General features: G+C 38.5%; 13 protein-coding genes and 1 riboswitch. Of the genes, 7 read left to right on the forward strand and 6 right to left on the reverse strand.

Going from position 1 to position 11,959, the window contains the following annotated elements; genetic code table 11:
- Window positions 1-107: 107 nt before the first annotated feature.
- Complete coding sequence (locus tag IEV74_RS03925; protein WP_188454042.1) at window positions 108-692, forward strand: Uma2 family endonuclease; 585 nt, start codon at window positions 108-110, stop codon at window positions 690-692.
- A gap of 35 nt (window positions 693-727) precedes the next feature.
- Here the strand turns inward: IEV74_RS03925 and IEV74_RS03930 are convergent, their stop codons facing one another.
- Genes IEV74_RS03930 through IEV74_RS03940 form a run of 3 tightly spaced genes read right to left on the reverse strand, consistent with a single transcriptional unit; the run spans window position 728 to window position 6,151 of the window.
- Window positions 728-2,512, reverse strand: a complete 1,785-nt coding sequence (locus tag IEV74_RS03930; RefSeq protein WP_188454043.1) for an acyl-CoA dehydrogenase FadE — start codon at window positions 2,510-2,512, stop codon at window positions 728-730.
- A 44-nt stretch (window positions 2,513-2,556) separates the two neighbouring features.
- Window positions 2,557-3,732, reverse strand: a complete 1,176-nt coding sequence (locus IEV74_RS03935; protein ID WP_188454044.1) for an acetyl-CoA C-acetyltransferase — start codon at window positions 3,730-3,732, stop codon at window positions 2,557-2,559.
- 19 nt (window positions 3,733-3,751) lie between these two features.
- Window positions 3,752-6,151, reverse strand: coding sequence for a 3-hydroxyacyl-CoA dehydrogenase/enoyl-CoA hydratase family protein (locus tag IEV74_RS03940; protein WP_188454045.1), 2,400 nt, complete (start codon window positions 6,149-6,151; stop codon window positions 3,752-3,754).
- A 367-nt stretch (window positions 6,152-6,518) separates the two neighbouring features.
- On the opposite strand from IEV74_RS03940, the gene IEV74_RS03945 reads away from it, so the two are divergent.
- From IEV74_RS03945 to crcB, 6 genes are read left to right on the forward strand one after another with little or no spacing between them, the layout of a single operon-like run.
- Window positions 6,519-7,448 (forward strand): metal ABC transporter solute-binding protein, Zn/Mn family, encoded by a 930-nt coding sequence (locus tag IEV74_RS03945; RefSeq protein ID WP_188454046.1) that lies wholly within the window; start codon window positions 6,519-6,521, stop codon window positions 7,446-7,448.
- A 17-nt stretch (window positions 7,449-7,465) separates the two neighbouring features.
- On the forward strand, window positions 7,466-8,221 hold the full coding sequence (locus tag IEV74_RS03950) for a metal ABC transporter ATP-binding protein (RefSeq protein WP_188454047.1): 756 nt from the start codon (window positions 7,466-7,468) through the stop codon (window positions 8,219-8,221).
- 17 nt (window positions 8,222-8,238) lie between these two features.
- On the forward strand, window positions 8,239-9,093 hold the full coding sequence (locus tag IEV74_RS03955; RefSeq protein ID WP_188454048.1) for a metal ABC transporter permease: 855 nt from the start codon (window positions 8,239-8,241) through the stop codon (window positions 9,091-9,093).
- Window positions 9,090-9,503 carry a Fur family transcriptional regulator gene (locus IEV74_RS03960; protein ID WP_188454049.1) on the forward strand — a complete coding sequence of 138 codons (414 nt, stop codon included), beginning with the start codon at window positions 9,090-9,092 and terminating at the stop codon, window positions 9,501-9,503. The genes IEV74_RS03955 and IEV74_RS03960 overlap by 4 nt, the downstream gene beginning before the upstream one ends.
- A complete protein-coding gene (locus IEV74_RS03965) occupies window positions 9,488-9,895 on the forward strand; it encodes a fluoride efflux transporter FluC (RefSeq protein ID WP_229683054.1) in 408 nt (135 codons plus the stop codon). Before IEV74_RS03960 ends, IEV74_RS03965 begins: the two co-directional genes overlap by 16 nt.
- Window positions 9,892-10,239: a fluoride efflux transporter CrcB gene (crcB, locus tag IEV74_RS03970; protein WP_188454050.1), complete on the forward strand. Its 348-nt coding sequence runs from the start codon at window positions 9,892-9,894 to the stop codon at window positions 10,237-10,239. The genes IEV74_RS03965 and crcB overlap by 4 nt, the downstream gene beginning before the upstream one ends.
- A 40-nt stretch (window positions 10,240-10,279) precedes the next feature.
- Here crcB and IEV74_RS03975 read toward each other — a convergent pair whose 3' ends face one another.
- From IEV74_RS03975 to IEV74_RS03985, 3 genes are all read right to left on the reverse strand, one after another.
- Window positions 10,280-11,080 carry a VLRF1 family aeRF1-type release factor gene (locus tag IEV74_RS03975; RefSeq protein WP_188454051.1) on the reverse strand — a complete coding sequence of 267 codons (801 nt, stop codon included), beginning with the start codon at window positions 11,078-11,080 and terminating at the stop codon, window positions 10,280-10,282.
- Between the two features lie 68 nt (window positions 11,081-11,148).
- Window positions 11,149-11,463, reverse strand: coding sequence for a DMT family transporter (locus IEV74_RS03980; RefSeq protein ID WP_188454052.1), 315 nt, complete (start codon window positions 11,461-11,463; stop codon window positions 11,149-11,151).
- A complete protein-coding gene (locus IEV74_RS03985) occupies window positions 11,463-11,804 on the reverse strand; it encodes a DMT family transporter (protein WP_188454053.1) in 342 nt (113 codons plus the stop codon). The genes IEV74_RS03980 and IEV74_RS03985 overlap by 1 nt, the downstream gene beginning before the upstream one ends.
- A 57-nt stretch (window positions 11,805-11,861) precedes the next feature.
- Window positions 11,862-11,954, reverse strand: a riboswitch (guanidine-I (ykkC/yxkD leader).
- Window positions 11,955-11,959 lie beyond the last annotated feature (5 nt).

Below are 11,959 nucleotides of genomic sequence, written 5' to 3' on the forward strand. Positions count from 1 at the left end.
CTTTTGTTTACTAAAGATTTACCATATTCACTGCTGATTAAAAAAGTTACATTTTTGAAAATATGCTATAATTATTTCTATAATAGAAGCGGATAGGAGGAATTGAAATGAGCGAAAATAGCAGCAATGACAAGTTAAAGGAAAGTGGTCTGACATACGAAGATTACGCATCAATTAATGATGGTAATTACTATGAATTAGCAGGTGGTCAATTGGAATTAATGAGCCCTGTTCCATCTACTGTTCATCAGTTGATTAGTTTTGAAATGCAAACACATTTTGCACATAGTTGTAAATCAAACTATATTATTTTAGGTGCCCCAATAGACGTTATTTTATCTAGTTCTGAAGTACGTCAGCCTGATCTTATTCTTGTACACCGAAATCGTATAAACATATTAAGCAAACGAGGGATAGAAGGAGCACCGGATCTTGTGGTAGAAATCCTTTCACTTTCATCATTAAAACGAGATAAAATTGATAAGCTAAAAACATACGCCCATTATCAAATTCCCGAATATTGGATAGTAGAACCTACTAGCGGAATATTGGAGGAATATATCTTACAAGGTAATAAATATGAGCTTTTCAACGTATTCCAAGGAGATGAACTTGTTAATTCCCCGAACATTCCCTGTGTATCCTTCACCATGGCAGACATTATGGACAATATCCCGGATATTAAAGATTAACCCCCCTACCGCATGGCAACAGGGGGTTTTTGACTTTACACGAAATACTTCTCTTCCACAATAATCTTAGCCGCAATTTCACGCTTCTTAGCAATTACATTTGTTGGCGTATGACGGGTTAACTTACGTAAGGATGACAGCATCATACGTAATGTGTCACCGGATTCTACCGCAATTAATGTTTCTTTAGCATCCGCTTCAATACGGTTGAATGCTTCTTGTACGTATACTTGGGTATAAAGAAGCTTTTGTTTGTTCTTTTCTTCACCAGATTTAGAAATTGCTTTTTCCGTACGAAGAATTGCTGCTTCCATGTTATATACTTCCGCAGTCATATCAGCAAGATTTACAAGAATTTCTTGCTCGTTTTCCAGCTTCTGCATAAATTTTTGTGCAGCTAGACCGGCACCAAGCAGAACCATTTTCTTCGCATTTTTCAACAGATATTTTTCTTGTGCCAACGCCTCATCACCTGGTTCTTCAGGCATCATCATCATAAGCTCTTCCTGTAAACCTTGTGCTTTTTGAAGAAGTGGCAATTCACCTTTCATTGCTTTTTTCAGCAATGTTCCCGGCACGATCAAACGGTTAATTTCGTTTGTCCCTTCAAAAATCCGGTTAATACGGGAATCACGATACATTCTTGCCACTTCATATTCTTCCATGAAACCATATCCACCATGAAGTTGTACCGCTTCATCTGCCACATAATCAAGACATTCCGTAGCAGTATATTTATTCATCGAGCACTCAATTTGATATTCAGCGATAGCACGCGCTATTTCACGACCATCCTTCAATTGTTCATCCGTTAAAGCTCCCATGCGCTGTTCAAATAGTCCAACCGTGCGATAAACGGCGCTTTCATTTGCATATGTTCTTGCGGCCATGGTAGCTAATTTTTCTTGTGTTAAGGAGAAGCTGGAAATAGATGTACCAAATTGTTTACGCTCTTTAACATATTTTGTTGCAACTTCAATACCGCGTTTTGAACCGCCAACGCCGCCAATTGCCAATTTATAACGCCCAACATTAAGAATGTTAAATGCAATAATATGTCCTCGACCTTTTTCACCTAGAAGGTTTTCAACTGGAACCTCAGCGTCCTCTAAAATTAATGTTCTGGTAGATGAGCTTTTAATTCCCATTTTGTGTTCTTCAGGACCTGTAGATACACCCGGGAATTCTCGTTCAACAATAAATGCCGAGAAATGTTCTCCATCTATTTTGGCATAGACAATGAAAACATCTGCAAAAGCGGAGTTCGTAATCCACTGCTTCTCACCATTTAATATATAGTGTGTTCCTGCATCGTTTAGTTTAGCTGTTGTTTTTGCGCCTAACGCGTCTGATCCTGAACCAGGCTCTGTTAATGCATAAGCAGCCAGCAGTTCACCTGTTGCAAGCTTTGGCAGATACTTTTCCTTTTGCTCATTATTGCCGAAAAATACAATCGGCAGTGAACCAATACCAACATGTGCCCCATGTGTTACTGAAAATCCACCGGCACGAGAAAACTTTTCGGTTATTAACGAAGAACTGATTTTGTCTAATGCAAGACCGCCATATTCTTCTGGAACGTCTGCACCTAACAGGCCAAGTTCACCTGCCTTTTTCAATAGATCGACAGAATGTTCAAATTCATGATTCTCTAGTTTTTCAACCTTTGGTAATACTTCCTTTTCCACAAAATCTTCGGTAGTTTTTGCGATCATATGATGTTCATCTGTAAAGTCTTCTGGTGTAATAACATCATCGCCTGTTAAATCCTCGATTAAAAATGCTCCACCCTTAAATAGCTTTTCTTTTGTTTCGCTCATATTAATCGTTCCTCTCTAATACAAATATGATTTTCAAAACTAGCTTACAATAGTTCAAATACTCCAGCTGCTCCCATACCGCCGCCAATACACATCGTAACAACACCATATTGGACATTACGACGTTTCATTTCATGGATAAGGCTTAATGTTAATTTTGTACCTGTCATGCCAAGTGGATGACCTAATGCAATTGCCCCGCCATTAACATTTACAATAGCTGGATCTAAATCAAGTGCCTGAATAACGCGTACAGACTGTGATGCAAATGCTTCGTTTAATTCAAATAAGCCGATATCTGATAACTCCAGCCCCGCAATTTTCAGTGCTTTTGGTATTGCCTCTACAGGACCTACACCCATAATCTCCGGTTCCACACCAGCAACTGCAAACGAACAGAATTTAACAAGCGGGGTTAATCCTTCTGCTTGTGCTTTTTCACGATCCATTAAAAGTACTGTTGCAGCCCCGTCACTCATTTGTGAAGAGTTGCCCGCTGTTACTGATCCTTTTACATTAAATGCCGGGCGAAGCTTTGCTAAAATATCTGCAGTTGTGCCTGGACGTACCCCTTCATCCATTTCAAACATGAATTTTTTCTCTTCAATTTTGTTATTTTTACCAACAACTCTTTCAGTAACTTCAACTGGAACAATCTCATCGTTAAACTTACCTTCCTTAAGTGCCTTGGAAGCACGATCATGACTTTGGACAGCAAATGCATCTTGGTCTGCCCGTGAAATGCCAAAACGATTAGCAACTTCTTCGGCGGTGTGCCCCATGCCCATGTAATATCCCGGTGCATCCTGGACAAGTTTTGTATTTGGCTTAATTACGTGGCCACCCATCGGGATTAAGCTCATCGATTCTGTTCCGCCGGCAATCATCGTATCGCTCGCCCCGATCATAATTCGTTCAGCCGCAAAAGCAATACTTTGTAAACCTGATGAACAATAACGATTAATTGTTACACCCGGTACGGTATTTTTCAGGCCAGCTAGCCCCGCAATATTACGTGCCATATTCATCCCTTGCTCCGCTTCAGGCATTGCACATCCGATAATGACATCATCAATGTTTCCATCATAGTTTCCCGCGCGCTTTAAAGTTTCTTTTATCGTTAATGCCGCTAAATCATCTGGTCTTGTATTAGCGAGTGATCCTTTACTCGCTTTTCCTACAGGGGTTCTTGCACCCGCAACAATTACTGCTTCCTTCACCTTTCTTCCCCCTCTTCAATTAGTTACGCAGTGGTTTTCCTTTTAAAAGCATGTGCTGCATACGCTGTTGTGTCTTTGGTTCACCTATTAAACTCAAGAATGCTTCACGCTCTAGATCCAACATTAACTGTTCATCAATTAACGTACCTTCTTTAATTCGTCCGCCGGATAATACATAAGCTAGTTTCTCAGCAATTTTCACATCATGATCCGATGCATAGCCACTTAATTGTAGTGATTTCGCACCGAGTAACATTGCTGCATAACCGGAATCACCGACAACTGGAATCTGTTCACGTTTTGGAGCTCGGTAACCTGCTTTAGCAAGTGCTAGCACCCTCTCTTTTGCATCACTTAACAAATGATCAGGATTTACACTTATACCATCGCTACTATTTAAATAACCATTTTCTCGTGCCTCCGCTGCTGAGGTAGAAACTTTTGCGGTAGCAACTTTTTCAAACACATCATTTGCTACTTTTGACAGGTCAAAATCAACACCCTTAGGCATGTTCCTTAGCTGTTTCAAGTAAAGCTCCTTCGTTCCACCGCCACCGGGGATGAGACCAACACCGAATTCAACAAGTCCCATGTATGTTTCAGCTGAAGCTTGAATCGCCGCTGCTGGTAAGGATACTTCTGCTCCACCGCCAAGTGTCATATTAAATGGTGCAGTAACAACCGGTTTCTCGGAATATTTGATGTTCATCGCCATGTTCTGAAATTGACGCACGACCATATCCAATTCAAAGAAGTTATCATCTTGCGCTTCCATTAGCATCATTGCGAGATTAGCACCAACACAGAAGTTCTTGCCCTGATTTCCAATAACAAGCCCCTCATAGTTTTTGCTTACTTCATCAAGTGTAAAATTAACCATTTGAATAATATCAAGTCCGATTGCATTGCTTTGTGAATGGAACTCAAGTCCTGCTACACCATCACCTAAATCTATCAAACTAGCACCCGTATTCTTTTTAATGACCCCATTAACATCTTTTAAACGTTTTAAATTAATCTCTTTTTTATTAAAACTTTGCTGCTTATACGCACCATTATCATAGTAATAAACATTACCATTCTCCGTTTTATAAAAGGATTCGTTGCCATCCTCCAGTAGTTTCTGGATCCATTGTGGTACTGTTTCCCCTTCCTCTTGCATCCGCTCAACTGATTTACGGAGACCGATTGCATCCCACGTTTCAAATGGACCAAATTCCCAGCCAAAGCCCCATTTCATTGCTTGATCAATGGAAACAATATCGTCCGCAATTTCACCAGCAAGATCAGCCGAATACGTTAACACCGGTTTAAGAATCGACCATACAAGATCTCCTGCTTTGTCCCCTTTAGCCGATACAAGCGCTTTCAATTTACGGCGTGTTCCTTTTTCCTGTTTTGCCATTTCGGTAGCTGCAGTCTTTAGTTTTTTCCGATCCTCGTATTCTAGTGTTTTCGGATTCAATTCATAGATCGTGCTGCCATTTTTATCTTTTTTCTTCAGGAAAAATCCTTGCCCGCTTTTAGCCCCAAGCCAGCCGTTTTCCTGCATCTTTAAAATAAAATCGGGTACATCAAAAATTTCTTTTTCGGTGCCTCCAACTTGGTCATAGACATTTTTAGCAACGTGAATGAACGTATCCAAACCAACAACGTCCAATGTACGGAAAGTTGCGCTTTTTGGACGGCCGATCATTGGACCGGTTACCGAATCCACTTCACCTACACTATAGCCCCCGTCAAGCATTTTTTGAACAGTGACAAGCAGGCCATATGTACCGATTCTATTAGCAATAAAATTCGGTGTATCTTTGGCCACAACAACACCTTTTCCAAGAACATTTTCGCCAAATGTTTTCATAAAAGATAATACATCCGGCTCTGTATCTTTCGTTGGAATTACCTCCAGCAGCTTTAAATAACGCGGCGGATTAAAAAAATGTGTCCCGAGAAAATGTTTGCGGAAATCCTCTGAGCAATCAGCAGCCATATCCTCCACTGAAATGCCGGATGTATTGGAACTGACAATTGTTCCTTCTTTACGATATTTATCAACATTTGCAAATACTTTTTTCTTAACATCCAAATTTTCAACAACAACTTCAATAATCCAATCAACATCGGCTAATTTTTCCATATCATCGTCCATATTACCAACCTCAATTAAATCAAGGCTTTTTTTCGTAGTAATTGGAGATGGTTTTTGTTTAAGCAGGGCTTTTTTGCTTTGTGCTGCCATACGATTGCGAACAGCACGTTCTTCAAGTGTTAAACCTTTCTTTTCTTCATCCTTTGTTAATTCCCTTGGTACAATATCGAGCATAATCGTTGGGATTCCAACGTTAGCCAAGTGGGCAGCAATTCCAGACCCCATAACCCCAGAGCCTAACACTGCGGCACGCTTGATTGTTCGTGTCATGATTTGTCCCCCTATCTTTACTTTGAATGAATACTCATTCATTTTACTGCGAAAAATAAAAGATAGTTCCCTATCCATCTAATCTTATTATAAATTAAATTCAGACATTTCGCAATACAAATGGAAGAAAAATTTTAACCTACTTTAAGGTGGATTAGTTTTGAAGTGGATAGAAATAAAAGTCTTTTCACTGTTTATGCCACCCTTCAACAATCTTTCTTTTATATAATAACGAAAGTACGCATACATTTGGTAGCAGAATCATGAACTTTGAAAGAAATTTGAACATATTCGTAATCATTACTGTTTACAAATCGTAATCATTACGGTATTATAATTTAGGATTAACATTTGGGAGGATCATATATTGAAAAAAGCAGCATTATTATTTTTATCCGTACTATTAACAATCATTATTACCGGCTGCAGTTCTTCTACTGAAGAGGACAAAGCTGGACTAACTGTCTATACATCTATTTATCCAATTCAATATATTACAGAACAAATTGGCGGTGATACGCTAACTGTAAAGTCTGTTTACCCACCGGGAGTAGATGCGCATACGTATGAACCAACTACGAAGGAAATGACATCTATCGCTTCTGGTGATGCATTTATTTACATGGGTGCAGGGATGGAAGGCTTTGCAGAAAGTGCTGCCGATGCATTAAGTTCAGAGAATGTTGAGCTAGTTGAGTTAGGTAAAAATGAAGAATTATTCCACACAGAAAATGACCACTCAGAGGAGCATGCTGATGACGGACATCATCACGGTGATCATGATCCACACATTTGGCTTGATCCATTGCGGATGATTGATATGGCGGAAATGATTAATAGCAAATTAATTGAATTAAATCCTGATAAATCAGAGCAATACACGAATAATCTCGCCACTTTAAAAGAAAGTCTATTAGCATTAGATAAGCAATATCAAGAAACACTGCAAAATAAGGATAACAATGAAATTCTTGTTTCCCATGCAGCATATGGGTACTGGGAAGAACGATATGGATTAGAACAAATTGCTATAAGCGGTCTAACTTCAAGTGATGAACCGTCACAGAAAGAATTAACACAAATAATCGATAAGGCAAAAGATCTTAATTTGGATTATGTAATTTTTGAGCAAAACGGTACAGATCGTGTTTCTAAAATTATTCAGGAACAAATAAACGCGAAAGCATTGTATATCCATAACCTTTCCGTGCTAACCGATAATGATATTAAAAATGAGGAAGATTACATGTCTTTAATGGAACATAACTTGAAAGTGCTCGATAAAGCTACCAAGTAAAATAGGAGGAGCATACCATGACTGAATCTGTTGTTACTATGAATAAGATACACTATGCATATGACAATAAACCCGTATTAAGTAATGTTAACTTTGAAATACCACGCGGAGCATTGATGGGATTGATTGGCCCTAATGGTGGCGGCAAAACTACCTTAATCAAGTTAATACTAGGATTATTAAAGCCCGATAATGGCTCTATTTCCCTTTTCGGACAACCTATTAATAAGTTTAAGGAATGGAATAAAATTGGTTTTGTTTCACAAAAATCCAACACGTTTAATAAAGGATTTCCCGCAACAGTATTTGAAGTAGTATCAATGGGATTGACAGCCAAAATTGGATATTTGAAATTTTTAACAAAACAACACAAAGAAATAATCTTGCAAGCGATTGAACAGGTAGGGATGAGTGATTATGCCCATCAAAATGTTGGAAACTTATCTGGCGGACAGCAGCAGCGGGTATTTATTGCCAGATCTTTAGTGAATGATCCGGAATTGCTTATTTTGGACGAGCCCACTGTTGGCGTTGATCATGAAAATGTACAGCGATTTTATGATTTATTAGAACGGCTAAATAATAAACGAAACATTACATTGCTGCTTGTTACACATGATACTGGAATTATTACGGAACACGCTACTGATATTGTATGTTTAAATAGAACATTGCATTTTCATGGGGATCCCAAGGAATACACATCTTTGACAGACCGGGACTTATCAAATTTTTATGGTCATCCGGTAAACGTTGTTTCACATGATCATTAGGTTGGAGGAAAACAGCTATGCTAGCAGATATTATAGAATATGATTTTCTTAGAAATACCTTTTTAACTGGTCTACTGATTGGTATAATTGCACCATTGCTTGGTACGTTTATCGTTGTAAGGCGATTGTCCCTTATCGCTGATGCGCTTTCCCATGTTACACTTGCTGGTATAGCATTCGGCTTACTGCTGGAGAAAAAATTTGCAGCAACAATAGTGACTCCATTGTATGGGGGGATGGCATTCTCTGTTATAGGTTCCATATTCATTGAAAAACTCAGAGGGGTTTATAAGGCATATGAAGAGCTTGCGATACCGATTATTTTATCCGGCGGGGTGGGACTCAGTCTTATTTTCATTTCTCTTGCAGACGGTTTTAACACAGAGCTTTTCAACTTTTTATTTGGTTCCGTATCAGCAGTCAGCCAAAAAGACTTTCTATCGATTTTAGGTATTTCAATTTTCGTTATTATTGTCATCTTTTTATTTTATAAGGAATTGTTTACATTATCTTTTGATGAAGAGCATGCAAGTGTTTCCGGAATACACGCAAAACGAATTCATTTCTTATTTATCATATTAACTGCATTGGTTATTGCTGCTTCTATCCGGATTGTCGGTGTATTACTCGTTTCAGCATTGATGACATTGCCTGTTGCCTCCGCGATGCGGTTAGCCAGAGGGTTTAAACAAACAATTATATTGTCTGTTATCTTTGGGGAGTTAGCTGTAGTCCTTGGATTATTTTCAGGTTATTATTTTAGCATACCTCCCGGAGGAACAATTGTACTTGTGTCTATAATTATTTTGCTGCTTTCCATTAGTGCAAAGCGATTTACTTTTAATTCAAAAAGAGAGAGGGAATCTGCGTGAATATGAATGAAGCTATCGATCTTTTGAAGAATAAAGGATATAAAACTACCGGAAAACGTAAAGACATTCTTACCTTTTTTGAGCAAGCTGATGGGTACCGAACAGCCAAAGACCTTATTCAGCATTTAGAATCGACTTATGAAGGTATAAGCTTTGATACGGTATACCGTAATTTGCATTTGTATAATGAATTAGGAATTTTAGAAACAACTGAATTAAATGGGGAAAAACACTTTCGAATGAAATGTACACACCACCATCACCATCATTTCATCTGCAAGGATTGCGGCAAAACAAAGGAAATCGATGTGTGTCCAATGGAAGAAGTGACAAAGAGGTTAGCAAATTATGATATTGAAGGGCACAAGTTTGAAATTTACGGAGTATGTCCAGCATGTCAAACCGTGTGAGTAATCTCCATTCCATTAAACTTTATATTGCAGTAGGTATTGGTGGGATAATTGGAGCTGTTGGCAGGTATAGTATTTCGCTTTTGTTTCAGCCTAACGTTAACTTTCCATATGCAACGTTGATAGTGAATTTGATTGGTTGCTATTTATTAAGCTTTGTATTGAACAAAGGATTGATAAAGCAAAGACTATCACCCGAGATGTTCGCTGCACTTGGGACCGGCACGATTGGGGCGTTCACAACTTTCTCGACCTTTGCCGTTGAGACAATCGAGTTATGGACAAGGAACAGTTACCTATCCATTCTATATGTAGTAATTAGTATTTTCGGTGGACTAGGATTTTGTTTTCTTGGCTATATGTCTGCTAAGGAAAGAGTGGTCCAGTCATGAGTTTTCTTTTCGTAGCTATTGGGGGATTTTTCGGGAGTATGCTCCGTTTTTATATTTCAATCAAAGCTAATAAACACCTTATCGGTACATGGATTGCTAATATTACCGGTTCAATTCTATTAGGTATAACGGTGCATTTTCACATGATTGATCAATTATCAGAGACATTCTGGCAACTAATTGGTGTTGGATTTTGTGGTGCCTATACGACTTTTTCCACATTTGGGAATGAAACACTATCACTTATTTTAGAGAAAAGATACAGTGTCGCTGCTGGATATATCGCCAGTTCATTCATTGTTTCTTTACTTTTCGTTTACCTTTTTTTGGTTATTATGCAATAGAGAGAGCTGAACAGCATAATTCAACTCCCTCTATGATAGATTATGCAAATACTTCTGTTAACACACTTGATTCTGTATGATCCAGCATATTCTTCTGAATGATATCATCGACAGTTTTGTTCATTAGCGCCTCCAGATCACGTGATGCATCCGATTCGCCTACTACATAAATTTTTTCCCATTCGTGATCTTTTGCCAGCTTGTCCAGTTTTGCTGCAATATTTTTGTACCATCTATGCTTGTTCGCTTCAAAACGGTCCTGGAAATCCTGTTGCATATTTTTGCCCCTTTTTCCCATGGAGTCCTCACCTTTATGCGTCCCAGCAAACAATCGCCATTTTTCGGTATTCATATCTAATTCATAATGTATGGAATCCTTTACCTCACCAAGCTCTGCCTCAATAACCTTAACATGATCCTGCTGTACGAGAATAACGCCCGTTTTTGGGAACGTTTCATAAAGTGTTTTTAGTTGTTCTAAGTCCGGTGTTTCCTGCCAGAAAAATTCTGTTTTCAAACGCATTTGAACTCGATCAGCAAACCAAACATCTTCTTTCGCAGTTGCAAACAGGACAATTCCTTTACGAAAGTTTTGTTCATTTCCTTTAACAAACTTTTCAGCTTTTTGCCTAACCTGCTGAAAATTTATTAATTCCTCTTTATTTTCATCTTTTTCCAGATACTGTTCAAAATTCCGCATCCCATTTTTAAAATGTATTTTCCATTCTCCGCCTTGCTGCTCGGGATCCGATGGGTCAGTATTCAAATACATGGTTAAAACCTTATTTGAATTTCCTTTTCTTACCTGCTCAAGCTTTTTTATTTCTTCATATAAATCCATCGATATCGGCTCCTTTTTTTACAATCTTAGTAATGTGTAGCCGATATTAACATGTACTAAACATGGGATTAGGAGATCAGCTTTAAACCAACAGCCGCACATAAAATCATGCTAATAAAAAGTATACGGCGCCAATCCTTTGATTCACCAAAAACAAACATTCCAAGAAGCGCACTTCCGACCGTTCCCATACCAGTCCATACTGCATATGCAGTACTCATTGGAAGTTTCTCCATAGCAATGGATAAAAATATAAAACTTAACAAAAACCCTCCAACTAATGTGCAAAAGGAACCAATGGATTTATTCTGATTTACCTGATTGATTCCCATTACACCAATAACTTCGCCGGCACCGGCAATTATTAGATAAATCCAGGCCATTATGCACCCTCTCCTTTATTGGAAGTTTCTTTCGTAATTGTTTTAAGACCAATTACTCCACACAATAACAATACAATTAACAGCACCTTGGTTAGGTTGAACGGTTCATTAAATACTGCTATTTCAAAAACAACTGTTCCTGCAGTTCCCATACCAGTAAACACTGCATAGGTCGTACCAACGGGAAGCTTTCGGGAAGCTGCAATTAACAAATGCATGCTCATGTATATCGCAATTGCAGTAAGGACCCACGTTCCCCAATTGTACGCATGTTTTAGCCCAATTACCCAGCCAATTTCAAATAAACCTGCAGCGAATACTAAATTCCAATTACGTTTCATTATAAACACCTCATTTTCATTAACATAAAAAGCCCGGGACGATATCTGAAAACGATATCCTCCCGGGCTTTTATCCCTCCGTGTACACATAACGTGCGTTTTCTCTCGGACCAGACCAATTTGCCTTGCGGAACCCTAGAAAACTTTTTATTATT

Source organism: Virgibacillus oceani (assembly GCF_014638995.1).
Classification (GTDB): Bacteria; Bacillota; Bacilli; order Bacillales; family Amphibacillaceae; genus Virgibacillus_E; species Virgibacillus_E oceani.

Bases quoted from the DNA above. Each gene is read 5' to 3' on its own strand.
- IEV74_RS03925 (WP_188454042.1), top strand. From the start codon at position 108: ATGAGCGAAAATAGCAGCAATGACAAGTTAAAGGAAAGTGGTCTGACA.
- IEV74_RS03930 (WP_188454043.1), bottom strand. From the start codon at position 2,512: ATGAGCGAAACAAAAGAAAAGCTATTTAAGGGTGGAGCATTTTTAATC.
- IEV74_RS03940 (WP_188454045.1), bottom strand. From the start codon at position 6,151: ATGACACGAACAATCAAGCGTGCCGCAGTGTTAGGCTCTGGGGTTATG.
- IEV74_RS03950 (WP_188454047.1), top strand. From the start codon at position 7,466: ATGACTGAATCTGTTGTTACTATGAATAAGATACACTATGCATATGAC.
- IEV74_RS03955 (WP_188454048.1), top strand. From the start codon at position 8,239: ATGCTAGCAGATATTATAGAATATGATTTTCTTAGAAATACCTTTTTA.
- IEV74_RS03965 (WP_229683054.1), top strand. From the start codon at position 9,488: ATGTCAAACCGTGTGAGTAATCTCCATTCCATTAAACTTTATATTGCA.
- crcB (WP_188454050.1), top strand. From the start codon at position 9,892: ATGAGTTTTCTTTTCGTAGCTATTGGGGGATTTTTCGGGAGTATGCTC.
- IEV74_RS03975 (WP_188454051.1), bottom strand. From the start codon at position 11,080: ATGGATTTATATGAAGAAATAAAAAAGCTTGAGCAGGTAAGAAAAGGA.
- IEV74_RS03980 (WP_188454052.1), bottom strand. From the start codon at position 11,463: ATGGCCTGGATTTATCTAATAATTGCCGGTGCCGGCGAAGTTATTGGT.
- IEV74_RS03985 (WP_188454053.1), bottom strand. From the start codon at position 11,804: ATGAAACGTAATTGGAATTTAGTATTCGCTGCAGGTTTATTTGAAATT.